General features: G+C 60.8%; 26 protein-coding genes and 1 tRNA gene. 13 read left to right on the top strand and 14 right to left on the bottom strand.

The features are described 5' to 3' along the window. Window positions 1-32 precede the first annotated feature (32 nt). Both ABID16_RS09510 and ABID16_RS09505 read right to left on the bottom strand, forming a co-directional pair. Window positions 33-1,517 carry an MFS transporter gene (locus tag ABID16_RS09510; RefSeq protein WP_354556106.1) on the bottom strand — a complete coding sequence of 495 codons (1,485 nt, stop codon included), beginning with the start codon at window positions 1,515-1,517 and terminating at the stop codon, window positions 33-35. 9 nt (window positions 1,518-1,526) lie between these two features. Beyond that, a complete protein-coding gene (locus tag ABID16_RS09505; protein WP_354556105.1) occupies window positions 1,527-2,126 on the bottom strand; it encodes a TetR/AcrR family transcriptional regulator in 600 nt (199 codons plus the stop codon). Window positions 2,127-2,262: 136 nt separating this feature from the next. Between ABID16_RS09505 and ABID16_RS09500 the strand changes: the two genes are divergently transcribed. The 3 genes from ABID16_RS09500 (at window position 2,263) to ABID16_RS09490 (ending at window position 3,891) form a co-directional block, all read left to right on the top strand. Beyond that, entirely contained in the window at window positions 2,263-2,676 is a 414-nt protein-coding gene (locus tag ABID16_RS09500) for a MerR family transcriptional regulator (RefSeq protein WP_354556104.1), read from the top strand. Beyond that, window positions 2,673-3,083, top strand: a complete 411-nt coding sequence (locus ABID16_RS09495) for a carboxymuconolactone decarboxylase family protein (RefSeq protein WP_354556103.1) — start codon at window positions 2,673-2,675, stop codon at window positions 3,081-3,083. The genes ABID16_RS09500 and ABID16_RS09495 overlap by 4 nt, the downstream gene beginning before the upstream one ends. A 94-nt stretch (window positions 3,084-3,177) precedes the next feature. Continuing rightward, on the top strand, window positions 3,178-3,891 hold the full coding sequence (locus ABID16_RS09490) for a pyrimidine 5'-nucleotidase (RefSeq protein WP_354556102.1): 714 nt from the start codon (window positions 3,178-3,180) through the stop codon (window positions 3,889-3,891). Window positions 3,892-3,894: 3 nt separating this feature from the next. Here the strand turns inward: ABID16_RS09490 and ABID16_RS09485 are convergent, their stop codons facing one another. Continuing rightward, window positions 3,895-4,770 carry an LOG family protein gene (locus tag ABID16_RS09485; RefSeq protein WP_354556101.1) on the bottom strand — a complete coding sequence of 292 codons (876 nt, stop codon included), beginning with the start codon at window positions 4,768-4,770 and terminating at the stop codon, window positions 3,895-3,897. Window positions 4,771-4,882: 112 nt separating this feature from the next. On the opposite strand from ABID16_RS09485, the gene dapD reads away from it, so the two are divergent. Beyond that, window positions 4,883-5,737, top strand: a complete 855-nt coding sequence (gene dapD / locus ABID16_RS09480; RefSeq protein ID WP_354556100.1) for a 2,3,4,5-tetrahydropyridine-2,6-dicarboxylate N-succinyltransferase — start codon at window positions 4,883-4,885, stop codon at window positions 5,735-5,737. A 122-nt stretch (window positions 5,738-5,859) separates the two neighbouring features. On the opposite strand, the gene ABID16_RS09475 is transcribed toward dapD, so the two are convergent. From ABID16_RS09475 to ABID16_RS09460, 4 genes are all read right to left on the bottom strand, one after another. Further along, window positions 5,860-6,366, bottom strand: coding sequence for an SRPBCC domain-containing protein (locus ABID16_RS09475; RefSeq protein ID WP_354556099.1), 507 nt, complete (start codon window positions 6,364-6,366; stop codon window positions 5,860-5,862). Continuing rightward, window positions 6,356-6,700 carry an ArsR/SmtB family transcription factor gene (locus tag ABID16_RS09470; protein WP_354556098.1) on the bottom strand — a complete coding sequence of 115 codons (345 nt, stop codon included), beginning with the start codon at window positions 6,698-6,700 and terminating at the stop codon, window positions 6,356-6,358. The genes ABID16_RS09475 and ABID16_RS09470 overlap by 11 nt, the downstream gene beginning before the upstream one ends. A gap of 72 nt (window positions 6,701-6,772) precedes the next feature. After that, complete coding sequence (locus ABID16_RS09465; RefSeq protein ID WP_354556097.1) at window positions 6,773-7,666, bottom strand: ribokinase; 894 nt, start codon at window positions 7,664-7,666, stop codon at window positions 6,773-6,775. Window positions 7,667-7,711: 45 nt separating this feature from the next. Beyond that, window positions 7,712-8,953, bottom strand: coding sequence for a DNA recombination protein RmuC (locus ABID16_RS09460; RefSeq protein WP_354556096.1), 1,242 nt, complete (start codon window positions 8,951-8,953; stop codon window positions 7,712-7,714). 203 nt (window positions 8,954-9,156) lie between these two features. Here ABID16_RS09460 and ABID16_RS09455 point away from each other — a divergent pair, with 203 nt between their 5' ends. From ABID16_RS09455 to truA, 6 genes are read left to right on the top strand one after another with little or no spacing between them, the layout of a single operon-like run. Next, window positions 9,157-10,665 (top strand): methyl-accepting chemotaxis protein, encoded by a 1,509-nt coding sequence (locus ABID16_RS09455; RefSeq protein ID WP_354556095.1) that lies wholly within the window; start codon window positions 9,157-9,159, stop codon window positions 10,663-10,665. Window positions 10,666-10,720: 55 nt separating this feature from the next. Continuing rightward, entirely contained in the window at window positions 10,721-11,245 is a 525-nt protein-coding gene (def, locus tag ABID16_RS09450; RefSeq protein WP_354556094.1) for a peptide deformylase, read from the top strand. A 51-nt stretch (window positions 11,246-11,296) separates the two neighbouring features. Then, complete coding sequence (locus ABID16_RS09445; protein WP_354556093.1) at window positions 11,297-11,584, top strand: plasmid stabilization protein; 288 nt, start codon at window positions 11,297-11,299, stop codon at window positions 11,582-11,584. Further along, a complete protein-coding gene (locus ABID16_RS09440) occupies window positions 11,581-12,003 on the top strand; it encodes a type II toxin-antitoxin system VapC family toxin (protein ID WP_354556092.1) in 423 nt (140 codons plus the stop codon). The genes ABID16_RS09445 and ABID16_RS09440 overlap by 4 nt, the downstream gene beginning before the upstream one ends. A 22-nt stretch (window positions 12,004-12,025) precedes the next feature. Beyond that, on the top strand, window positions 12,026-12,961 hold the full coding sequence (gene fmt / locus ABID16_RS09435) for a methionyl-tRNA formyltransferase (RefSeq protein WP_354556091.1): 936 nt from the start codon (window positions 12,026-12,028) through the stop codon (window positions 12,959-12,961). Next, window positions 12,961-13,740: a tRNA pseudouridine(38-40) synthase TruA gene (truA, locus tag ABID16_RS09430; RefSeq protein WP_354556090.1), complete on the top strand. Its 780-nt coding sequence runs from the start codon at window positions 12,961-12,963 to the stop codon at window positions 13,738-13,740. Before fmt ends, truA begins: the two co-directional genes overlap by 1 nt. Before the next feature lie 137 nt (window positions 13,741-13,877). Here the strand turns inward: truA and ABID16_RS09425 are convergent, their stop codons facing one another. The 3 genes from ABID16_RS09425 to ABID16_RS09415 all read right to left on the bottom strand — a co-directional run bounded on the left by ABID16_RS09425 (window position 13,878) and on the right by ABID16_RS09415 (window position 17,807). Further along, window positions 13,878-14,471 (bottom strand): hypothetical protein, encoded by a 594-nt coding sequence (locus ABID16_RS09425; protein WP_354556089.1) that lies wholly within the window; start codon window positions 14,469-14,471, stop codon window positions 13,878-13,880. Beyond that, window positions 14,458-15,660 carry a succinyl-diaminopimelate desuccinylase gene (dapE, locus tag ABID16_RS09420; protein WP_354556088.1) on the bottom strand — a complete coding sequence of 401 codons (1,203 nt, stop codon included), beginning with the start codon at window positions 15,658-15,660 and terminating at the stop codon, window positions 14,458-14,460. The genes ABID16_RS09425 and dapE overlap by 14 nt, the downstream gene beginning before the upstream one ends. 167 nt (window positions 15,661-15,827) lie before the next feature. Beyond that, complete coding sequence (locus tag ABID16_RS09415) at window positions 15,828-17,807, bottom strand: hypothetical protein (protein WP_354556087.1); 1,980 nt, start codon at window positions 17,805-17,807, stop codon at window positions 15,828-15,830. 310 nt (window positions 17,808-18,117) lie between these two features. On the opposite strand from ABID16_RS09415, the gene cmk reads away from it, so the two are divergent. Then, window positions 18,118-18,741 carry a (d)CMP kinase gene (gene cmk / locus ABID16_RS09410; protein ID WP_354556086.1) on the top strand — a complete coding sequence of 208 codons (624 nt, stop codon included), beginning with the start codon at window positions 18,118-18,120 and terminating at the stop codon, window positions 18,739-18,741. 221 nt (window positions 18,742-18,962) lie between these two features. Then, window positions 18,963-20,663, top strand: a complete 1,701-nt coding sequence (gene rpsA, locus ABID16_RS09405; protein WP_354556085.1) for a 30S ribosomal protein S1 — start codon at window positions 18,963-18,965, stop codon at window positions 20,661-20,663. A gap of 267 nt (window positions 20,664-20,930) precedes the next feature. On the opposite strand, the gene ABID16_RS09400 is transcribed toward rpsA, so the two are convergent. Beyond that, the gene (locus tag ABID16_RS09400) at window positions 20,931-22,496 is read right to left on the bottom strand and encodes a hypothetical protein (RefSeq protein WP_354556084.1); all 1,566 of its coding nucleotides are present in this window, start codon (window positions 22,494-22,496) and stop codon (window positions 20,931-20,933) included. A gap of 246 nt (window positions 22,497-22,742) precedes the next feature. Next, window positions 22,743-23,369: a ribonuclease D gene (locus tag ABID16_RS09395; RefSeq protein ID WP_354556083.1), complete on the bottom strand. Its 627-nt coding sequence runs from the start codon at window positions 23,367-23,369 to the stop codon at window positions 22,743-22,745. Window positions 23,370-23,507: 138 nt separating this feature from the next. Between ABID16_RS09395 and ABID16_RS09390 the strand changes: the two genes are divergently transcribed. Next, the gene (locus tag ABID16_RS09390; RefSeq protein ID WP_354556082.1) at window positions 23,508-23,843 is read left to right on the top strand and encodes a hypothetical protein; all 336 of its coding nucleotides are present in this window, start codon (window positions 23,508-23,510) and stop codon (window positions 23,841-23,843) included. A gap of 85 nt (window positions 23,844-23,928) precedes the next feature. Here ABID16_RS09390 and ABID16_RS09385 read toward each other — a convergent pair. Beyond that, a tRNA-Leu gene (locus tag ABID16_RS09385) sits at window positions 23,929-24,015 on the bottom strand. 80 nt (window positions 24,016-24,095) lie between these two features. Beyond that, a complete protein-coding gene (locus ABID16_RS09380) occupies window positions 24,096-24,398 on the bottom strand; it encodes an Rdx family protein (protein WP_354556081.1) in 303 nt (100 codons plus the stop codon). Between the last annotated feature and the right edge of the window lie 110 nt (window positions 24,399-24,508).

Here is a 24,508-nt window from a genome sequence, read left to right as displayed (position 1 = left end):
GCGGCCTTTTTCGTTTCTGCTGTCCGAAATACTCAATCGGCCATGACCGGAGCCGCACCCGGCATCTGGATGCGCGGCGGGTTTTTCAGGACGAGGACGCCCAGGATGACAAGGACATAAGCGACGAGGTTATAGAGGACTGCGGTCATCAGCGATGTGCTGTAAGCGGCGACTGGCTGAGCGCCGGCTGCCAGCTGTGCTGTCAGCGCACGGAAGAAGATTTCACTGACGATGGCCACGCCCAGCGCGCCCCCGGCCTGCTGGATCGCCTGAAGCGCGCCGGAGCCCGAACCGGCATCCTTGACCGGCACGCCTGCAAGGATGGTCTGGAACAGCGAGGAGATCGAAATCCCGAGACCGACGCCGGCCGCCAGGAGCGGCGCGACGAAAACCCCATAGTGAAGGCTGCCTTCGAGGCTGCCGACAATCATGCGCAGCGCGAAGATGCCGACGAACATCAGGGCAACGCCGGCCGCGATGCGCTGGCGCTGCCAGCGGAAGCCGAGACGGCCGGAAATGGCGGAAGCCACCAGAACGCCCACCGAGAACGGCAGGGTGGTCAGCCCCGACCAGAGCGGCGCCAGCCCATAACCAGACTGCAGATAGAGCGCGAAGATCAGGAAGAAGGGCGGCATGGCCGAGAAGAAGATCAGCGACATGAACGCGCCGATCATGAAGTTGCGGTTCCGCATCAGGTCGACGGGCAGAAGCTGCGGCGCGCCTGTGCGGCTCTGGCGACGCTCCCACAGGACGAAGACGACGAAGAGCACGGCGGCGGCGCCGAGCATGGCGAAACACCATGTGGCCCAGTGATAGTTGCGGCCCTCGATCAGCGGGAAGACAAGCAGGAACATGGCGGCAGAGACTATCAGAATACCGCCGAAGTCGTTTTTCATGCCGGGGTTACCGGGGATTTTCGGAATGAACTTTGCGCCCAGAATCAGTGCCAGAATGCCGATGGGCACGTTCATGAGAAAGATCGGGCGCCAGGCGAGGCCGCCGAGGTCGGCGCCGATGATGAGGCCGCCGAGCACCGGCCCGATGACCGATGCGAGGCCCGCCGTCAGGCCGAAGAGCGAGAAGGCCGTGGCGCGCTCATGCGGGGGAAAGATCGTCTGGGCTATGGAAAGCACCTGCGGGGTCATGACCGCGCCGCCCATGCCCTGCAGGAGCCGTGCGATGACCAGGAATTCGATGTTCGGCGCGAGACCGCACATGATCGACGCCGCGGTGAAGCAGCCGACGCCGATCAGGAACATCTGTTTCTTGCCGACGATGTCGCCATAGCGGCCGAAGGGGAGCAGGCCGAGCGCGAAGGTGAGGATGAAGCCCGCCACGACCCATTCGATGTCGGAGGAGCTCGCCCCCATGTCATGCTGCAGCGTCGGCAGCGAGACATTGACGATGGTGACGTCGAGCAGGTTCATGAAGCTCGCCATCAGAATGATGGCCATCGCCGACCAGCGCTTTTCATAGGTCGGATAGGGCTGATGGTCGTTCGGGGGCGCGGATGTCATGGGGGTCTCTCAGATCGGTGCAGCAGTGAAGGAGCGGATAAGTTCTTCGGCAACGCTGTCAAAAAGTGACAGCAGGTGGCGAGGCTTGTATTGAAAGGAAACGAGCGCGCCGATGACGATATGCGCGCCGGCCTCCGGGTCGAGGGTTGAACGGAACTGACCCGCCGCGCGGCCTTCCTCCAGGATGGTCACGAAGCGGCGATGCCAGTTGATACGCATGGCGCGCACCTTCGGTTCCAACAGCGGGTCTAAACGCGCGCGCTTTCCGATTTCCTCGATCAGCGGCAGCAGATCGGGCTTGTGAACCAGCAAGCTCTTGTATTCCGCAATTTCCAGCTTGAGCCGGCCCAGCGGGTCGAGCGCAATCTGGTTCACGCGCTGGCCCTGTTCGATGAATTCCTCCTGGAGGGTGTCCATGACGAGGCCCAGAAGGGCTTCCTTGCTCGGTACGTGATAGTGGAGCGTCGCGATATTGATCCCGACACGCGCGGCCACATCGCGAGTGCGCAGGCCATCGATTCCCTTCTCGACGATGAGCGCCCGCACCGCCGCCGCAATCTCGCGGCGTCGCGTGTCTGTGCTCACATATTTTGGGCTTTGTTCCGTCATCAATCAATCAATTGATTGATTCCGAATTTAAAGTCAAACGAAGTTTTTGCGACCAACGACGCTTTTCCGCTTGATCTGGAGTGCGCTCCAGAAATTATCAAAGGCGGGTCTCAACGTTGAAAGGCGGGAAACAGCCATGAAGATCGGCGAATTGTCGGAACGCACCGGGCTCAGCATCGATACGATCCGCTATTACGAGAAGATCGGCCTGATCACGCCACCTTGGCGCAATGCCGGCGGCACGCGGGTCTACGATCCCGATATTCTGGTCTGGATCGACTTCCTGAAGGCGTTGAAGGCGACGGGGATGCCGCTGTCCGACATGCAGGCCTATGCCGGCATGCGGGCACGCGGCAATGCCACCGCCGCGCCACGAAGTCTCATGCTGGAGAAGCAGCGCGAGATTGTCAAAGCGCGGATCGCGGAGCTGACGGATTGCCTCAAGCTCCTCGACTACAAGATCGCCAATTACCACGACATCGAACGCGCCCATGACCTTGCCGATGAGACCAAGGCCACGCGCACCGGCCGAAGGAGCCAGACACGATGACCGAGACCCATGCCACCAAGACCCACGCGAGCCCGACCCCGCTTGAACGGGGCGAGGCGCTGAGCCAGCGCCTCAACCCGGACCTGCGCGCCGTGCTCGAAGCCCGTTACGATGGCCTCGTTCCGGGCTTTACCGACACGCTGATCGAATTCGCCTATGGCCGGCTCTATGCCCGCGAAGGCCTCGATCTGAAGACCCGCCAGATCGCGACCGTGGCCGCACTCACTGCGCTCGGCGGGCAGACCGGCCCGCAGCTGAAGATCAATATCGACCACGCGCTGGCTGCGGGAGCCTCGGAGACCGAGATCACGGAGGTGATCTTCCAGATGGCCGTCTATGGCGGCATGCCGGCGGCGATCAACGGGCTGAATGCCGCAATGGAGGTGTTTGCGGCGCGGGCGGCGTGATCGCGGAGCGGTTGCGGCCGGTCACGGTCATGACGAAGGCGGGCCGGAGAAGAATCCCATTTTCTTCCCGCCCCGCCTCTGTCATAAGGCTCGCATGACCGCGACACTCCCCAGACCTTCCCTGCCGAGCCCTGCCGATTTCGCCCATGTGCGCGAATGGGTGTTCGATCTCGACAACACGCTTTATCCGCACCGGATCAATCTCTTCGCGCAGATCGACCGCAACATGACGGCGTTTGTTGCCAATCTGCTCGGCATGGATCCGGTGGAGGCGAAGACGCTGCAGAAGCGCTATTATCACGATCACGGCACCACGCTGAAAGGCCTGATGCTGCATCACAACGCCGATCCGAGCGCCTTTCTGGAAGCCGCACATGCGATCGATTATTCCGGCATTCCGGCCGATCCGGAGCTCGGTGACCTCCTGAAGGCGCTGCCGGGGCGCAGGTTCATCCTGACGAATGGGACCGTGGCGCATGCCGAGGACACGGCCCGGGCGCTTGGCATTCTCGATCATTTCGACGACATTTTCGACATCGTGGCGGCCGATTACGTGCCGAAGCCGGCGGGCGAGACCTATGACAAGTTCATGGCCATGCATCGCATCGACACGCGCCGCGCCGCCATGTTCGAGGACCTGCCGCGCAATCTCCTCGTGCCGCATGCTCTGGGCATGAAGACGGTGCTGCTCGTGCCGGAAGTCTTCGAGACGGGCTTCGTCGAAGCCTGGGAGAAGGCGGGCGAGGACGACACCCATATCGGCTACATGACGCACGACCTCAAGGGTTTCCTCAAGGCGCTTTTGTAGTTTTCACGCCCCGCCGTTGCCGGTCGGGCGGTAGTGGCGCTCGACGATACCCCAGGCCTCCTCCGCCGTTTCAACGAAATTCAGGAGCTTGATGTCGTCCGGCGCGATGGTGCCGAAATCGGCCAGCGCGTCGAAATTGACCATCGTCCGCCAGAACTTCTCGCCGAAGAGGATCAACGGGATCCGATCCATGCGGCCTGTCTGGATGAGCGTCAGCGTCTCGAACAGTTCGTCCATCGTGCCGAAGCCGCCGGGGAAGACGGCGACGGCCTTGGCGCGCATGATGAAATGCATCTTGCGGATGGCGAAATAGTGGAAGTTGAGGCTGAGTTCCGGCGTCACGTAGGGGTTCGGGGCCTGCTCGTGCGGCAGCACGATGTTGAGGCCGATGCTGGGCGCCTGAACGTCATGCGCCCCGCGATTGCCGGCCTCCATGACGCCAGGCCCGCCGCCGGTGACGACGACGAATTCGCGGTGATCGTAAGTGGCCGAATATTCCGAGCAGAGACGGGCGAACTTCCGCGCCTCATCATAATAGACCGAGGCGGCCTCGAGGTTTTGCCGCTGCGTGTCGTTCTTCGCCGCCCAGGCCGGGCGGCCGGGTTCGGGAATGCGCGCACCGCCGAAGAGGACGACGGTGGAGCGGATGCCGGCCTCGTCGAGGATCATGCCCGCCTTCAGGAGTTCGAGCTGCAGGCGCACGGGGCGCAGCTCGCGCCGGCAAAGAAAGTCGTCGTCGGCATAAGCCAGCCGATAGGAGGGCGAGGCGGATTGGGCGGTGACCGGCACGGCTTCGGTATGCGCGCGGTCCTCCCGGTTGTCGCGCAGCGGCGCCCATTCCTTCTGTTTTGCCTTACCGTTCCTGCTGCCATTCGCCATTGCTGCACTCTCTTCAAGATTGACGGGCAAGCCCCCGTCGCATAGGACTGACGCCCGATATCCCGGACGTCGATCCGGTCGATGATAGACAGCGAAGTTTAAGGAATTTCCCATGCACGCAGCCGATCTTGCCGGGCTCGAAAAGACCATCGAAGCCGCCTTCGACAACCGCGACAGCATCAACACGTCGACCCGCGGCGAAGTGCGCGATGCGGTCGCCGAAGCGCTGAACCTGCTCGACAGTGGCAAGCTCCGCGTCGCCACGCGTGGCGAAGACGGCACATGGACCGTGCATCAGTGGCTGAAGAAGGCCGTGCTCCTCTCCTTCCGTCTCAATCCGATGGAAATCGTCAAGGGCGGTCCGGGCGAATCGAGCTGGTGGGACAAGGTGCCTTCGAAGTTCGACGGCTGGTCGGCGCTGGAATTCGAGAAGTCCGGCTTCCGCGCCGTGCCGAATTGCATCGTGCGCCGCTCGGCCTTCATCGCCCCCGGCGCAATCCTGATGCCCTCCTTCGTCAATCTCGGCGCCTATGTCGGCGAGGGCACAATGGTCGACACCTGGGCGACGGTTGGCTCCTGCGCGCAGATCGGCAAGCATGTGCATCTCTCGGGCGGCGTCGGCATTGGTGGCGTTCTGGAACCGCTTCAGGCCGGTCCGACCATCATCGAGGACAATTGCTTCATCGGAGCCCGTTCGGAAGTCGTCGAAGGCTGCATCGTGCGCGAGGGCTCTGTACTCGGCATGGGCGTCTTCATCGGCAAGTCGACCAAGATCGTGAACCGCGCCACAGGCGAAATCTTCTACGGCGAAGTCCCGCCCTATTCCGTCGTCGTCGCCGGTACGCTGCCCGGCAAGAACTTCCCGAACAACGAGCCCGGCCCCGGCCTCTACTGCGCCGTCATCGTCAAGACGGTGGACGAGCGGACGCGTTCGAAGACGGGCATCAACGAGCTGCTGCGGGATTGATTGCGCGCACTCGCCGGATTTGCCTCTCTTCGCGCGCAGAGCGTGGAAAAAACTCTGGTAAAATCAAACGGGCAGGGCTCTCAGGAGCCTGCCCGTTTGTCGTTTGGCGGCCAAGTGAATGATTAGCGGTTTGCCAAGGTTTCCAGCAATTCGTCCAGCCGTTCGAGCGTTGAAACGAGACCTTCCTTCATGCCCATGTCGATAACCTTCTGAAGGTCTTCCGCCGTCGCATAGGTCACGACCGTCACGACTTTCGTGCGAGCGCCTTCATCGAGGAAAGAGACGTCCCATTCCGCCTGGGGAAGGTTCGAATTGACCGCGCCGGTCTCATCAGAGAAGGCATCCAGAGCCGTATAACTCTCGATCGGACGGATGGTCTTGTAGTCCAGGCGGCCCCAATACTCGGCACCACCCGGATCGACCATGGCGTAATGCCAATGTCCGCCTTCGCGAAAGTCCATCGATTTTGTCTTCGTGGTCAGCGGCTTCGGAGCGAACCAGCGATCGAGCAGTTCGCTTTTTGTATAGCAGTCCCAGACCAGTTGCCGTTTGCCGGGGAATTCCCGTTTCACAGTGAAGGTGTGCTGCTGCATGTCCGCAGCAAAAGTGAATAGCAGATCAGGTTTCATCGGTCGCTCCTTGCAATGTCATCAAGAGGTTATCGAGGTTGGCGTAGCGGCTCTCCCAGATCGCGCGCTGTTCGTCGAACCAGCGCTCGGCAGCGGCCAATCGGTCGGGATTGAGCTGGCATGTCCTGACGCGGCCCGCCTTGGCGGACGTCAGGAGGCCCGCGGTCTCGAGGACGGAGATGTGCTTCAGGAAGGACGGTAGAGCCATGTCGAATGGGGCCGCAAGTTCGCCAATGGCGGCGGGTCCACGGACCAATCGCTGGACGACCGCCCGGCGGGTCGGGTCGGCCAGCGCGTGAAAAACGGGGTCGAGTGAGTGCGTATAGTTATCCATACAGCTAACTATACGCACAAAATTAGTTAGATCAATGGCTAACTATCAAATTTTCTCGAATTCCGGCTTCGTTCAGCCATCCACCTCGGCTGCCACCGGGATTGCCGGTTGCGCGCCGGGCTTCAGGCAGGCGAGCGAACCGGCCTTGGCCGCACGCGCCAGTGCGGCGTCGAAATCGAAGCCGGCGTCGAGGCTGGCGACGAGGTAGCCGCAAAATGTGTCTCCTGCCCCCACCGTATCGACAGGTGTGATCTTCAGGCTGGCAGCATGGTGGACCTTGCCGTCGCGCACGGCGATGACGCCATCGGCACCGAGTGTAACGATGAGGGTCTGGCCGGTTTTCGTCGCAAGCGCCTGCATCGCGGTCAGCCGTTCATCTGCCGAAAGGCCGCTCTTGCCGATCAGCAGTTCGAATTCCGTTTCGTTGGAAATGACAATATCGGCGAGCGCTGAAAGCCGGGCAGCATCCGCCGTCAGCGGGGCCGTGTTGATGACCGTGGTCACGCCCTTGGTCCTGGCCAAGGCCAGCGCCTTTTCGACGGAGGCCGGTGGGATTTCGAGCTGAAGCATCAGATAGCCGCCCTTCTCGGTCGCAGCAACCGCCTTCTCGGCATCATCTTCCGAGACTTCGCCATTGGCGCCCGGAACCACGACGATGACGTTCTCGCCATCGCCGCCGACGAGGATATGGGCAGTGCCGGTCGGTACGGCTGCGGTCTTGGTGAGCGAGAGGTCGGCGCCGCCCTCAGAGAGAAGCGCCAGAGCATCCTTGGCGAAAGCATCACCACCCACGGCCCCAGCCATCTTCACGCTGGCGCCGGCGCGGGTGGCGGCGAGCGCCTGATTGGCACCCTTGCCGCCCGCGGCCGTGGCAAAGGAACGACCGGAAACGGTCTCGCCGGGCTTCGGCAGGCGGTCGGTGGTGGCGATGAGGTCCATGTTGATGGAGCCGAAAACGGTAATCATGCGCGTACTCTTTTATGATGAATGCGCGGCAGATTGCATTTCGGCCTACTCTTCGTCAACCACACGGAGCTTGAGCATGGCGGTGCGGCTTTCGACCGGGCGCGATGCCGTGCCCCGTTCTTCGGCTGCCTGTGCCGGCGAGAGTGTTTCGAATTCCATTTCCTCGATCTTCGCGCCGCGCTTCATCAGCTTGGTGGTGGAGGTGGCGATCAGCTCGACATCCTTCTGCGTCTGGGCGAAATGGGTCTGTAGCTTCTGCACGCGGTCATCGAGACGGCTCATGTCCTCCATCAGGCGAACCACCTCGCCCTGGATCAGATGCGCCTGTTCGCGCATGCGCTGGTCTTTTAGCACCGACTGGATGACCTGGAGCGACAGCATCAGCAGCGATGGCGAGACGATGACGACGCGTGCCTTGTGCGCCTTCTGCACGACGCCTTCGAAATTCTCGTGGATCTCGGCGAAGATCGATTCCGAGGGCACGAACATGAAGGCGATGTCCTGCGTTTCGCCCTTGATCAGGTATTTCTGCGCGATATCGGAAATGTGTTTCTCGAGGTCGCGGCGGAAGTTCTGCGCGGCGAGCTTGGCCGCTTCCGGGGAGCCTGCGTCGCGGATCGCATTGTAGGCCTCAAGCGGGAACTTGGCATCAACAACGAGCGAAGGCTGGCCGTTGGGCATGCGAACGAGACAATCCGGGCGCGATCCGTCGGAAAGAGTCGCCTGGAACTCGTAAGCACCCATGGGCAGGCCATCGGCAATGATCGTCTCCATGCGCGACTGGCCGAAAGCGCCGCGCGTCTGCTTGTTGGAGAGAATTGCCTGAAGCCCGACGACATCCTTGGCGAGCGACTGGATGTTGTTCTGCGCCGTGTCGATGACGGCGAGACGCTCCTGAAGGCGGCGCAGGTTTTCATGCGTTGCCTTGGTCTGCTCGGTCATGGAGTTGCCCAGTCGATGCGACATGCCGTCGAGCCTGTCGCCGATCGCCTTGTTGAGCTCGGCTTGCCGTGTTCCGAAAATCTCCGCCATGGAGGACATGCGGCCCTGCATTTCGGATTGCGCGCGCACAATCTCGGCAAGCCGGGCTTCTGCCGCATGGGCTTGGGCGGCCAGCGCAGCGCTCAGTTCTTCCGCCGCACGGCGGTTTCGCCCCGCGACCATGATAACAGCGAGCAGAACAAAAAGGAGCAACACCGCACCGGCGCCCAGAAGGAGCGCGGGGCTGACGGCAACGCCGGAGACCATAAAGAGCGGGATGAAGAGGGGCGAGGTTTCTGTTTGCATAGACAGACATTAACAGATTCGGATCGATGTTCCACCTCTGTTCTCGTTATTGCCAACCTTTGTAAAGTCTCGTCTGCGCATCGGATGAATATGTGATTGTTGATGTATTTTCAGCCGGTCATGATTTCTGGCACCGTAAATTAGAGGAATGTTAATTGCATTCCCCGAATTGTTTGCTCACTTACTGGGGCTAGGTACGCAAGATGAGCGACAAGAATTCCACTGCCGAACTTCGCGATCGGCTTGCGTTTCTCGGCATGGACGAGGCAGCGTTGTCACGTCTACGCGCCATGGAAGGCGACATTGTCGCTTCGCTCGCTCCCGGACTTGACCGCTTTTACGGGTTGATGAGCAAACATCCGCAGATGGCGGCCTTTTTCCGTGATGCCCGGCATATCGAATTCGCCAAGGGCCGGCAGAAGGAGCATTGGGGCAAGGTGGCCGCGGGCGCCTTCGACGCGTCCTATGTGGAGGGCGTTACCGCCGTTGGGCATGCCCATGCCCGTATCGGGCTGGAGCCACGCTGGTATATTGCCGGCTATGCGCTGCTTCTGGAAAGCATGATCGGCCATGTCGTGAAGGCGCGCTGGCCGTCGCGCTTCAGCAAGGGCGGTGCGGAGCAGATCGGCGCGGAAGTGGCTGTGATGGTCAAGTCGGCGCTGCTCGACATGGACTATGCCATTTCCGTCTACCTCGCCGAACTGGAAAAACGCCGCGCCGAGGCCGAAGCCGAGCGGCGACGGAATGAAGAAGCACAGGATATCGCCATTGCCGCGCTGAACGTTGCGCTGAACGCAATGTCGAGTGGCGACCTCGAATATCGCATGGCGGAAGATGGCGACGGGCTGTTCGGCCGCATGGCGCAGAGCTTCAACACCAGTGCCGAGCGGCTGCGCCAGACGCTGGGCCTTGCGCAGATGATCACCGAGGAGGCCAGCAGCTCCATCGCCGGCATTTCCATATCCGCCGACCAGCTTTCGGAGCGAACCGAACAGCAGGCCGCCGGGATTGAGGAAAGCTCGGCCGCGCTGCACGAACTGACGCAGAGCGTGGCCACCAGCGCCAGCGGCGCGCAATCAGCTGCCCGCGTCGCCTCCGACGCGCTGCATGTGGCGCAGGAATCCGGCCGCGTCGTCGCCGAGGCTGTCTCGGCCATGGGCGAGATCGAGCAATCCTCGCAGAACATTTCCAAGATCATCGGCGTCATCGACGAGATCGCCTTCCAGACCAATCTGCTGGCGCTGAATGCGGGGGTCGAGGCGGCACGTGCCGGCGACGCAGGCCGCGGCTTCGCGGTCGTGGCGCAGGAGGTGCGCGAGCTTGCCCAGCGTTCGGCCTCCGCCGCCAAGGAAATCAAGACCATCATTTCGGCAAGTTCCAACCAGGTGCGCACCGGCGTGGCGCTGGTCAACAGGTCGGGCACTGCGCTGGAGAATATTACCGAGAGGATTTCGGAGCTCAACGGCATCATTTCCGGCATCTCGGTTGCCGCAGCCGAACAGTCGAGCGGTCTGCAGGAAATCAATCAGGCCATCGCCTCGATGGACGGGATCACCCAGAAGAATGCCCATATGGTGGAAAGCACCTCCAACAGCACGCATCAGCTCAGCGAGCTGATCGATCAGCTGGCAAAATCGCTGCACGGGCTGAAGACGCGCGACCCGCAGGAACTGAGCCGCAACGCGCCATCGGCGCTGCGCCGGGCGGGCTGAGGATTTGCAGATGCTCCAGTTGAAAGCCTGTCTTTCATGAGCTAATTGAGGCCCCATGACGATCAAGCCTCTTATCATTCTGCCCGATCCGGTTCTCCGCCAGGTTTCCAAACCGCTGGAGAAGGTGGATTCGCGTGTTCTCAAGCTTGCCGACGACATGCTGGAAACCATGTATGACGCGCCCGGCATCGGCCTTGCGGCCATCCAGGTTGGCGAACCGCTGCGCCTTCTCGTGATCGACGTCGCCAAGGAAGAGGAAGGCCGCAAACCGCAGGTCTTCATCAATCCTCAGATCGTCGCCTCGTCCGACACGCGCTCGACCTATGAAGAGGGCTGCCTGTCCATTCCCGGCTATTACGCCGAAGTGGAACGCCCGGCCGACATCACGGTCAGCTACATCGATCGCGATGGCAAACAGCAGGAGCTCGCCGCCGAAGGCCTGCTCGCCACCTGCCTGCAACACGAGATCGACCATCTCGACGGCGTGCTCTTCATCGACCACATCTCACGCCTGAAGCGCGACATGGTGGTGAAGAAATTCACCAAGGCCAGCAAGACGGGCGGGCTGCCGAAGTTTTGATTTGATAGCCGCCGACGCCGTGATATCATTGATATCAAATCGAGGTGAGCGATGGGCGATATGCTGATCCGGGATGTGCCGGAAAATTTGAAGCGAGATGTGCAGCAATCGGCGCAGCGCGCCGGACGCAGTTTGTCCGACGAGTTGAAGCTACTGATCCGGCGGGGGCTTGCTGCGGAGAAGTTAAAGCCTTTTGACGATGCCGAAGCTGCGTATCTCCGGATGCGGGCGGCGTTCTCGGATTCGCAACTGGATGATTCAGAACATGCGGAACTCATGAAGGCAATTGAGACCGGCCGGAAAGCGGGCTCGGAGCGCCAGCCGCCGGATTTCTCATGATCTTCCTGGATACGAACGTTCTTTCCGACTTCGCACGCAGAAACGGCGATCCCATTGTCAGGGCGTGGTTTCTTCAGCAGAGGCCCGAGGATTTGGTCGTCAGTTCGGTTGTCGTTATGGAAATGGCTTTTGGAGCGGAGCGTATCTGGCTCCGTGATGGCAGCGGTCGTTTTCTTGTCGGGTTAAAAACATTGATTGAAACAGCATTCGCTGGCCGGATCTACGACCTCAATCTGGAAGCGTCACTGCTGGCGGGCAAGCTCCGCGCGCAACGCGAACGAGATGGGCGGCCGCTCCATGTTCAGGATGCGATGATCGCCGCCATTTGCGCGGTGCATGGCGGAACGCTCGCCACGCGGAACATAAAAGACTTCGAAGGGCTTGATTTGTCGCTGGTAAATCCGTTTGAAGAGCGCTGAACTCGAAACTGGACGCCACCCTATGCCGCTTCGCATCATCTTCATGGGCACGCCCGATTTTTCCGTTCCGGTGCTAAACGCGTTGCACGCGGCGGGCCACGAGATCGTGGCGGTCTATTCGCAGCCGCCGCGACCAGCGGGGCGGCGAGGGCTGGAGCTGAAGGCTTCGCCCGTGCATGAGGCGGCTGAGGCGCTGGGGATCGAGGTGCGGACGCCGCTCAATTTCAAGGCCGAGGAAGACCGTGCGGCGTTTATCGCGCTCAATGCCGACGTTGCTGTGGTCGTGGCTTATGGGCTGCTGCTGCCGAAGGCAATTCTCGAGGGGACGCGGCTTGGCTGCTATAATGGTCACGCCTCGCTGCTGCCGCGCTGGCGGGGGGCTGCCCCCATCCAGCGGGCGATCATGGCGGGTGACGCCGAGACCGGCATGATGGTCATGAAGATGGATGTCGGGCTCGATACCGGCCCGGTGGCGCTGACCGCGCGCGTGGCGATCGGCGAGACGATGACGGCGGGGGAGCTGCATGATGCGCTGTCGGAAACCGGCGCGCGCCTGATGGTCGAGGCGATGGGGAAGCTCGAAGCCGGCGACCTGCCGCTGACGCCGCAGCCGGAGGACGGCGTGGTCTACGCCGCCAAGATTTCCAAGGAAGAGACTCACATCGATTTCTCGAAGCCCGCGAAGGATGTGCATAACCACATTCGCGGCCTCTCGCCCTTTCCCGGCGCATGGTTCGAGGCGGAGATCGGCGGCAAGCCGGAGCGGATCAAGGTTCTCGCCTCTGCCGTTGCCGAGGGTTCCGGCGCGGCTGGCACGGTGATCGGCGAGGATGCCATGATTGCCTGCGGCGACGGCGCGGTGCGGCTCGTGCGCCTGCAGAAGGCGGGCGGCAAGCCGTTGGAAGCGGGTGAATTCCTGCGTGGGACGCCGTTGCACGTCGGGCTGAGGCTCGCCTGATGCCACGCTATTTCCTTACGGTCGAATATGACGGCACGCCCTATGTCGGCTGGCAGCGGCAGGACAATGGCAAGTCAGTTCAAGGTGTTATCGAGAAGGCCATTCTGGATGCGACCGGCGAGACGGTGACGCTGGGCGGTGCGGGACGCACGGATTCCGGCGTGCACGGGCTGGGACAGGTGTCGCATTGCGATCTCTCCAAGCCCTGGCGGCCCTATGTGCTGCGCAATGCCCTGAATGCGCATCTGCAGCTTGCCGAAGAGCGCGTCTCGATCCTCGAAGCGGCGGAGGTGGCGGAGACGTACGACTCGCGCTTTTCCGCCACCAAGCGGCATTATCTCTACCGCATCATCAACCGCCCTGCTCCCTTGGCGGTCGAGGCGAACCGGGCGTGGTGGGTGAAGAAGCATCTCGACCACGAGGCGATGCATGAAGCGGCGCAGCGGCTTGTCGGGCATCACGACTTCACCACCTTCCGCTCGGCGCATTGTCAGGCGAAGAACCCGGAACGGACGATGGAATTCCTCGACGTGAAGCGCCACGGCGAGGTGATCGAAATCCGCGCCTCGGCGCAGAGCTTCCTACATAACCAGATCCGCTCCTTCGCCGGCACGCTAAAGCTCGCCGGCGAGGGCAAATGGACGCCGGACGATGTGACGGCGGCGCTGGAGGCGCGCGACCGCACCCGCTGTGGACCGGTGGCTCCGCCGTGGGGGCTTTATTTTCTGAAGGTGGATTATCGGGACGGGCTGGATTTGCGGACGCCGGATTTGCGCTGACGGCCGCTCTCCCTCCCCCTTGTGGGGAGGGTTGGGGAGGGGTCTTCATTGCTTGCTCAGCGCTCGCGGCAAAGTCCCCCTCTGGCTGCCGCCATCTCCCCCACAAGGGGGGAGACGGATGGAGCGCCGCTCTGCCCCTACAGCGAAACCCCGAGAAAATCATTCAGCCATACCGACGCCAGCATCGACGGGATGACCGACGCAGCCGTCAGCACGGCCGCCTCGCTCCAGTTCCGTTTCGCCAGCATATAGAACACCGCGAATTGCGCGGCGACGATGGCGATGAGCTGCATTTGCAGGACGTAGTACCAGAAGGCGAGCGGGAGCGGCAGGATGAGTTCGAGGATCGCGATGCCGCCGGTGACGAGATAGACCGGGACGTTGAGCCAGTTCATCGCCACGACCATGGGGTCGAAGAGGCGGCTCGTGCCCCTCAGATACATGGCGAGCCCCACCGTCAGATAGGGCAGGAACCAGAGGCTGAGTTCGATCAGCGCCATGCGCAGATAGAAGAGCCCGCCGGAAACCGCGCCGGGGACGGCATAATCGGCAAAGATGCCGTGCCACCAGATCCAGTTGGGGATCATCAGCGGGAAGCACCAGAGGATCGCCCAGAAGGAGCGGCGAAACCCGCGCTCGGAAAGATCCAGCCACTGAAAACCCTGCGGCTTCAGGCTGACCAGCAGCCGGATGCCCTTGAGGTAATGCAGGACTTCCTCAAGCGGCGGCATGCGCGGCAAACCATTCGCGGATGAAGGTCTCGTAGATCTGCGTCAGCGTTTCGAGATCGGCCAGCGCCACGCATTCATCGACCATATGCATGGTCTGGCCGACAAGACCGAATTCCACCACCGGGCAGTAATCCTTGATGAAGCGGGCATCCGAGGTGCCGCCGGTGGTCGACAGCGCCGGCTTGCGGCCCGTCACACGCTCGACCGCCGCAGAGAGCGAAGCAATCAGCGGTTCGTTGCGCGTCAGGAACACATGGCTCGGCCGCTCCGACCAGGTGATGTCGTAGCGCACGGGCGGACGGCCTTCGCGAAGCGCGCCCTCGGCGGCCGCCTTGTTGAGCCGGCGAAGGATTTCCGCCTTCACGCTGTCTGCGGTCCAGGTGTCGTTGAAGCGGATGTTGAAGATGGCGCTGGCGCGCGCCGGAATGACATTCGTCGCCGTGTTTCCGACATCGATGCTGGTCACTTCCAGATTGGTCGGCGGGAAGGCGTCGGTGCCGGCGTCAAACGGCGGGTCCATCAGCGCCTGTGTCAGCTGGAGAATGCCGCGCACGGGATTGTCGGCGAGATGCTGATAGGCCGCATGGCCCTGCACGCCATGGACGGTGAGATAGCCCGAGACCGAGCCGCGCCGGCCGATCTTGATCATGTCGCCCAAGACATCCGGATTGGTCGGCTCGCCGACAAGGCAGGCATCCCAGCGCTCGCCGCTTTCCGCCATGCGCTCCAGAAGCTTGACCGTGCCATTGACCGCCGGCCCCTCCTCGTCGCCGGTGATGAGGAAGGAAACGGAACCCTTCGGTGCGCCGTCCTTCGCAATCACGCGGGCAAGGGCCGCGACGAAACAGGCAACGCCGCCCTTCATGTCGACCGCGCCGCGGCCATACATCATGCCATCGGCAATCTCGGCCGCAAAAGGCGGATGCGTCCAGGCCTTCTCATCGCCCACGGGCACGACATCGGTATGCCCCGCAAACATCAGATGCGGCCCGGACGTGCCTAGCCGCGCATAAAGATTCTCGATATCCGGCGTCCCCGCCTCCCGCTCCACCGCCCGCGTCACCTTGAAGCCTAAGGGTTCCAGCATGGACGCCAGCGCCGACAAAGCCCCGCCTTCGGCAGGCGTGACGGACGGGCAGCGAATGAGGAGGCTGAGGTTTTCGGCGGGATCGGAGAGGGTGTTCGTCATGCGAGAAGGGTTAGCCGATTGGGGCGGGAGTGTCATCAGGGATTTTGGGGGTGGCCCCTCCTGCATCATGTCGGCCTTGAGCCGAGGTGCAGTGGCGATGCCCAGCGCTAGTAACTGCCAATTCCAAACGCCTTTCAACTTGAAGCAATGGAACCAGCTATACGCTTTTACAGGTCGCTGCCGTCCTTATAAATAGGGACGGCGAGGGTTACATTGGCATGCGCCAAGCTTGGAAATGGCGTACGGCCCCAAGAATATCGCTCCAAAATTCTTTTCAGAACGTAAGGTGATGAGGCCTCCTCCTCAAAACGATCTGCAGCCTCAAGCTCATTCCGGTAGTATTCGATTTCGTGATTGGCCGCCCGTCTACCACCTCTCTGCATAGTGCGACCCACCACGATTTCGTTGCCGCTAAGGAACATTTCCAAGAATCCGGCCTCGACAATAAGAACATCCCTTACTTTTGTCGAAAATCCATAGTCTTGTGCGGTGACGACTATTGGAAGATATCGAAGTTTTTCCGCATTTCCGGCAGAAATTCCTAGAGTCGCAGCAGTTACGTCGGGCCGCGTCTTCAATATCTCCAACTTCCTCTTTGTCTGTAAAGCTGCAGCTTCCAGCTTTTTGTCATATCTCGCCCGCTCACTTGGATCCGCAGGCATAAGAAATAGCTTTATCTCGCCTACCAAACAAAGCCCACCAAATGAAACCAATAGGTCAATTTGCTCGCTGAAATTTTTTGTTTTCTTTACACCGTGTTCTGCAAACGATGCCGATGAGAACTTTTTATTCGCTGCGACGCTTTCTTTTATTTTTTTGCGATAACTCGCCTCATAACGTTCTCCGCGAGCCGTGATCGGATTTGAGTCATCAATCCCACCCTTCTCAAGCCACGCTTCCATTTTTCTTAACGGATTGCTCGTCATTAGGGCAGGTAAAGGTAGAACGTAATCGTTGCATTGCGGCACTCTAACGAGTGGGGCAGACCAGAGCCCCCGATGGCCTTTTTGGTTTTTGCCCGTCTTTATTTCAAAAGTGAGGAAATCGATAATTGCGGCCGATGTGGCACTATCAACGTTCAGTCCGTCTTCAATTGCTTTGCAAAGCGCAGCAGCAGGAACTTCAAGCGCCAGCATTCTGGCCTGCTCGGGAGAAAGTGTTGTCGGAAGTGCCACGCCTTGTTTCAACCCGTTAGCTATATCGACTAGTAGATGCCACGCGGAAAGCAATTTTGCGGCGGTCACTCCTTTTTGCTTTGGCATTTCTGTATCAAAAAATTCATACAAATAAGAATATTCGATTGCGCCTTTTTCAATTGTATAAATTGGTAGTTTTCGGGAAATATATGACGGAGAAGATACTTTAATTTTTACTTTTCCAGAAACTCGCCTGACCGACGTCACCGCCCATTGCCTTGAGCGCTTCTTGCGCTCGCTTGGCGTGAGTGCTGGCCAAACTGTCGAGTCAATATGTGCGTAATTCAACAAGTTTCTTTGCTGCCGCTTTAGCCAAGTTTGGTTGAGAACCCTCGCGCTAGGATCGGCGGGCTTCCAGTTGAAGCTGCTATCTGGACTCAGTTCGCAATACCAACCCTCGTGCCAAACTTGATTCCAAAGCGAGTTCATTGCCTTTCGAAAACTGTAAGACACTCCCGCTTCGACCGCGTATACTGAAAGTTCTTGAGGTGGCGGATTTGGACCAGATGCTTTGAACGCGTCGAAAAGCCAGCTTTCGGTGAGGTCGGTGGCGCTCTCCACGTAATCGTCAATCGTGAAATGCTGTCCTCCTGGTCCTTCTATTCGAATTTCCAAATGAGCATCAAAAGAAACTGATTGCGTTTTTTTTATCTCGTTTGCCTTTTCATCTCTTAGCTGAATTGCCGTGAGATATTCCCGATTGAGGGAGGCTATCGCCAGTATAGTCGCCCACTCGGGGCTGAGAGGACCAAACGAGGGTGACTTGAAGACTTCACGAGCGAATGCGAACTCTGCGGCTATCCACTTAGCCGATTGATACAAGTTGGTGTCATCCAGCGTTGGATGAACATTTGCGTACGCTGAATCCCATAGACTCTGTGAATATTCAGCCGAAGAGGGCGACTTAAGGCCGCTAACGCGCTTGCGAAAAGCGCTTTCAAAAATGGTCATGTCGTCCCAGCTTCTGTTATTTTCAGTGGCGAGAAATACTCAATAGTTCCAGCTAATTTAAACACCTCATTTTAGATTTGCACCAGCTACCGCACGTCTACCGAGTGGGTGGCTCTAAGTTTAAGTGGGCTGCTGTTGCGCTCGCTTCCCTATTCCCAAACCAGCCCTCCCATTCGTATCCCACGAGCCGGATCAAGTCCGGCATGACGGAGTTTGGAGGGGCCGCGCTCGCCAGGCATCAAGACTATCGTTGCATTGCTGCCCACTCCCCACTAAATCCCTCCGCACCACCGCAACCGGAGACCGCCCCATGCCAGTCATCGCCATCGACGGACCCGCCGCCGCAGGCAAGGGCACGCTTTCGCGGCGGATTGCGGAGAATTATGGGTTTCATCATCTCGATACCGGGCTGACCTATCGGGCCTGTGCCAAGGCGCTGCTGGATGCCGGGTTGCCGCTGGACGATGAGCGCCAAGCGGCGGAGATGGCGTTGAAGGTCGATCTTTCGGGGCTCGATCGGTCGGTGCTTTCGGCGCATGCGATTGGCGAGGCGGCTTCGAAGATTGCGGTGATGCCGTCTGTGCGGAGTGCACTCGTTGAAGCGCAGCGGGCGTTTTCGAAACGGGCGCCCGGCGCGGTGCTGGATGGGCGCGATATCGGAACTGTTGTGTGCCCGGATGCGGCCGTGAAGCTCTATGTGACGGCTTCGGCGGAGGTGCGGGCCAAGCGGCGGTTTGACGAGATTGTTGCGGGTGGCGGAGAGGCTGAATTCGAGGCGGTTCTGGCCGATGTGATCAAGCGCGACGAGCGCGACATGAACCGCGCCGACAGCCCTTTGAAACCGGCGGACGATGCGCACTTGATCGATACGACCGAAATGGGTATAGAGGCCGCATTCCAGGCGGCGAAACGTCTTATCGACGCTGTCTTGTAAGAGCAATTCCAGCAAAAGTGCCTCGCGGTTTTGCGTCCGGAATTGCGAAGAAGAAAACATTCGGCAAAAGTGCTCAGGCATTTTTGTCTGCATTGCATACAATGAGCCGCAGAGCGTCCCCGCGCCGGATTGCCCTTCTAAGAGGGCGGACGTGTTCCTGTGGTTGTCAACAACGCTAACCCCCGGCGCAGTGCCTTTGACTGGCACATTTTGGAGTTTCAATGTCTGCTACATCCAAGATGGAGGACTTCGCGTCCCTCCTCGAAGAATCCTTTGCAAAGAACGACCTCGCTGAAGGTTACGTTGCCAAGGGCATCATCACGGCCATCGAAAAGGACGTCGCCATCATCGACGTCGGTCTGAAGGTCGAAGGCCGCGTACCGCTGAAGGAATTCGGCGCCAAGGCGCGTGACGGCTCCATGAAGGTCGGCGACGAAGTCGAAGTCTTCATCGAACGCATCGAAAACGCACTCGGCGAAGCCGTTCTGTCGCGCGAGAAGGCTCGCCGCGAAGAGAGCTGGGGCCGCCTGGAACAGAAGTTTGAAGCCGGCGAACGCGTCGAAGGCGTCATCTTCAACCAGGTCAAGGGTGGTTTCACCGTCGATCTCGACGGCGCCGTCGCCTTCCTGCCGCGTTCGCAGGTCGACATCCGTCCGATCCGCGACGTCACGCCGCTCATGCACAACCCGCAGCCCTTCGAAATCCTCAAGATGGACAAGCGCCGCGGCAACATCGTGGTTTCGCGCCGCACGGTTCTCGAAGAATCGCGTGCCGAACAGCGTTCGGAAATCGTCCAGAACCTCGAAGAGGGTCAGGTTGTTGAGGGCGTCGTCAAGAACATCACCGATTACGGTGCGTTCGTTGACCTCGGCGGCATCGACGGCCTGCTGCACGTCACCGACATGGCATGGCGCCGCGTCAACCATCCGTCGGAAATCCTGAACATCGGCCAGTCGGTCAAGGTTCAGATCATCCGCATCAACCAGGAAACCCACCGCATCTCGCTCGGCATGAAGCAGCTCGAGTCCGATCCGTGGGATGGCATCTCGGCCAAGTATCCGGATGGCAACAAGATCAAGGGCACTGTCACGAACATCACCGACTACGGTGCATTCGTCGAGCTGGAGCCGGGCATCGAAGGCCTCATCCACATCTCCGAAATGTCCTGGACCAAGAAGAACGTACACCCCGGCAAGATCCTGTCCACGAGCCAGGAAGTCGACGTTGTCGTTCTCGAAGTCGATCCGTCCAAGCGCCGCATCTCGCTCGGCCTCAAGCAGACGCTTGAGAACCCGTGGCAGGCGTTTGCCCACAGCCATCCGGCTGGCACGGAAGTCGAAGGCGAAGTCAAGAACAAGACCGAATTCGGCCTGTTCATCGGCCTCGACGGCGACGTGGACGGCATGGTTCACCTCTCCGACCTCGACTGGAACCGTCCGGGCGAACAGGTCATCGAAGAGTTCAACAAGGGCGATGTCGTCAAGGCTGTCGTTCTCGATGTGGACGTCGACAAGGAGCGCATCTCGCTCGGCATCAAGCAGCTCGGCAAGGATGCCGTCGGCGATGCCGCAACGAGTGGCGACCTGCGCAAGAACTCGGTCGTTTCGTGCGAAGTGACCGCGATCAACGACGGTGGTATCGAAGTCAAGCTCGTCAACCACGAAGAGCTGACCTCGTTCATCCGCCGCGCCGATCTCTCGCGTGACCGTGACGAGCAGCGCCCCGAGCGTTTCCAGGTTGGTCAGGTTGTCGACGCCCGCGTCATCAACTTCTCCAAGAAGGACCGCAAGGTTGGCCTGTCGATCAAGGCTCTGGAAATCGCAGAAGAGAAGGAAGCCGTCGCACAGTTCGGTTCGTCCGACTCGGGCGCTTCGCTCGGCGACATCCTCGGTGCCGCTCTGAAGAACCGCGACAACAACTAAGGTTCTCGCGTTTCACAAGAATTGAAGAGCCCGCGTGGAGCGATCCACGCGGGCTTTTTGCTGTTTTGCGGTGGCGCTAAGTCCCCCTCTGGCTGCCGCCATCTCCCCCACAAGGGGGGAGACGGAAAGACGCGCCGCCGAGACCTCTCGCAGCGTCTTCATGTTCTCAGCGTTATCCGAGAGGCAACGGTCAAGAGGCGGGAAACCGGTGCGGCACAGTCTCCCTCCCCCTTGTGGGGAGGGTGGGGAGGGGTCTTCGCCACGCCCTCAGAACCCGCCGAACCTTTGATACATGTGCAGCGCCCGCTCGGCATCCGTCGGATTGCGCTTGAGCGGCTCTTCGGCGTCGAAGGGGCGTTCCTCGATTTCGGGCTCCTCGCGACGTTCGGCCTGTTCGCCATCGCCATGCCAGAGCGACTGGCCGTCCTCGCCCGCCATCTCCTCGCCCTCGTCATCGCGGCCCGCAGGCTCGCCGAAGCCGCGGCGGCGACGCTTTTCTTCCTCCTCGCGGACGAAGGGATAAGGCACCTGCGCGAAGGGAACGGCTTCCGGAAGTCGGGCTTGCGCGGCGAGTGCCAGTTCGGGCAGGCGCGCCGGGTCTGCCTTGGCTGCGGCTTGCTGGGCAATGCGGATGAGGTGATCGATATCGACCGTCTCGGCATCCTCCGCCATCACAGGCCGCGAGAAGAGTGGGATCACCCTGCCCTCCATGGCGCGCGCGGCCTCATGCGCCTTCCCGGCAATGACCGGGGCCGGCTCGACGGGGAGATCGGGCTTCAGCGCTGGCGCAGGGGTGACCGGCTTGCGCGCGGTCTCCGAGGTCGCCACGGCAGCGGGCGCGAAGACTTGCGTTGCCTCGGCCTCGAGGGCAAGTGCGGCCACGGACTTGAGCACATCGGCAGCGCGGCTCGCGACGTTGGCCACCACGACATTGAAGCCGCGCAGGACCTGCATGGTCGGCTGCCCCTCCTCGCGCCCGGCCGACACACGCTGCAAAAGATCGGCAGCGGCCTGAGCCTTGACCTGCTGCGCAGCCTCGGCTGGACGGGCAGCGGTCGCGGCGACGGTCTCGGGCCTCAGTGGATTTGCTGGGAGGATTGCTGCCTGGCGGACAGCACCGCCCGCCTCCGGCGCCGCTGCACGGCCATGTTCCCGTGGTGCGGCGGTTCCGGTGGCCGTCGCCTCGGCCTCTGCGGGTGCTGCGGCATTGGCTGGCACCGCCGGTACGGCAGCAACCTTCTGTGCGGCAATGGTGTTTGGCGCGGGGGTGTTGGGCTGAGGCGTTGTCGGGACCGGTGCCGCATTCTGCTCGTAGCTTTCGATCGCAGCCTTCAGCACCTGCTGCAGGCCATGCGCGCCCGGATCTTCCGCCATGGCAACGATGCGCGCGGCGGCCGGCGAGGCCGGATCGGCAAGGGCCGCGGCAAAGGCCTGCGGCTGGATGTTGAGCGTACCGAGGTTCGAAGCCTTCTGTGCAGCCAGAAGCGTCGCGGCGGGCAGCTGGCGGATCAACGCGGCCAGCCGGTTGGAGAAGTCACGCGGCGCCTCCTCGGGCAGTGGCGCCTCGCCGAGTGCGGTTGCAAAATCGATGGCGAGCCGCGTCAGGATATCTTCGGCATCCACCTGCTGAGAGGCGAGCAGATCGGCAAGCTGGTGCAGCGAGGCAAGCGTTTCGCTGGCAGCGCCCTGCTTTGACGTCGTCGGAATGGATGTTGTTGTAGGGCTCCGCGTCTGCCCGACAGCAGTCGGCCCGTCAGGCCGCGCTTCCCTCTGCCCGATGGCAGGGGCGGTAATCGGCTGCGCCGCTATCGAGGCATTGACGGGAGGAAGCATGGGCGCCCTCGTCCTCGTTTTAATGAAGGAAACGCATGGATCACACGCCTGAGCGAGGAGCGAACGTCGCCCGCAAACTTCACTTTTTGCGATCTTCCGCCGCGAACCAGTCGCACTGGTGCCGTCACGGCATCCGGAAAAGCAAAATCTGATTCTTGAGGCTAGGCCTCAAAAGTTAACAAAAGGTTAACGCCGCCTTCCGGCGTTAACCTGTCCGTCATGTTTGGCGAAATCGGTGACGTTCGCTCAGCTGTGCGCGAAGATGTCTGTCTCTTCCCATCCGAGCAGATCGAGCTTGGAGCGGGTGGGAAGGAATTCGAAGCAGGCCTTCGCCATTTCAACACGGCCGTCGCGCACCAGCCGCGCGGTCAGCTTGTCCTTCAGCGCATGCAGATGCAACACGTCGGAGGCGGCATATTCGAGCTGCGCCTGACTCAGCGTTTCGGCGGCCCAGTCGGACTGCTGCTGCTGCTTGGAAACGTCGACGTCCAGCAATTCCTTGAGATTGTCCTTCAGACCATGCCGGTCGGTATAGGTGCGCGTCAGGCGCGAAGCGATCTTCGTGCAGAAGACCGGCGAGGTCGTCACGCCGAACGTGTGGAAGAGCACCGCAATATCGAAGCGGCCGAAATGGAAGATCTTCTCGCGCGCGGGATCGGCGAGCATGCCAACAAGGTTCGGAGCTTCATTCTGGCCGGGCGCGATCCGGATCACATCGGCCGTGCCGTCACCGGGCGAAAGCTGGACGACACAGAGCCGGTCGCGGCGCGGAATGAGCCCCAGCGTTTCGGTGTCGATGGCGATCGCGCCGGTGTAGCGGGCTGCGTCTTCTGCCGAAATGTCGCCTTCGTGATAGCGGATGGGGCTCGTCATTTCTCGTCTCCGATTGCGTGTTCGACACGGCTATAATCCGAAACACCGTTCGCGTCCAATCGGCTGGACAAGTGCGCGTTCAATCCCCATATCTTGTTGAACATCGGTGTGGGCGGGCAGCGGTGACAGGAAGAGACCATGTTGAAGCTGACCATGCGCGCCATAGCCGTCCTTATTCTCCTTCTTACCGGCACATCGATCTGTCTTGCCGCAGAGAAAAACATGTTCAAGGACCTGCCGGGTGTTATCCCGCCCAAGGGTCTCGCCACCCAGTCGGAAGAGCGGACGGACTGCACCTCGCAGCTTGTTTCGCCCTATGAGCACGGAAGGCGGCAGCTCCCGGTCAGGATGTATTCCTGCAAGAACGGCCTGGTGACCTACGAAAGCACGATCTCGCCCGGCTTCAACCCGCCGGCCGGCGATCCTTATGTGCATGGCGAGAACATGAACGGTTTTCCGGGAACGCCCAATTGAGGTCACCCGTCACCTGAGAGCAGACAACAAAAAAGCCCGGAGAACCGGGCTTTTTGGGCTGTTTCATCAAACGTGAAACGGGAATTGGTGCCCAGAAGAGGACTCGAACCTCCACACCCTTGCGAGTACCAGCACCTGAAGCTGGCGCGTCTACCAATTCCGCCATCTGGGCGACGGGTTGCGATGTAGTGGGGCTGGCTTTGTCTGTCAACAGCGTTTTTGAAGTTTGTGCGACAAAGTGCGATTTCGGGTTCAGCCATCGCCCCGGTCGGCCGAATGACGGTCGGCATGGCCGAGATCGCGGTCCGGGTCGATGACGTCGCGGATGCGTTGCTTCAGGTCCTTCGGGCCTGGAAAGCCACCGTCACGCTTGCGTTCCCAAACGAGTGCATCATTGACGCGGATTTCGAAATGGCCGCCGGTGCCGGGAATGAGGGCGACTTCGCGCAAGTCCTGCCCGAAGGTGGAAAGCAGTTCCTGCGCCATCCAGCCGGCGCGCAGCAGCCAGTTGCACTGGGTGCAATAGAGAATCGTCACACGCGGCTTATCGGTCATGGCTGCAACCCTTTCGGTCAGGTCGATATATCGGCGGTCGGGCAGATCGGAGACTTCCCAAGCGGCGAAAAATGCTTATGACAAATCCGGGTTTCATTTCAACAAAGGCG

Source organism: Limnomicrobium aquaticum, assembly GCF_040545545.1.
Classification (GTDB): Bacteria; Pseudomonadota; Alphaproteobacteria; order Rhizobiales; family Rhizobiaceae; genus Ensifer_A; species Ensifer_A aquaticum.
Note: the sequence above shows the minus strand (reverse complement) of the source record. Positions and strands in the feature narration are given on the sequence as shown.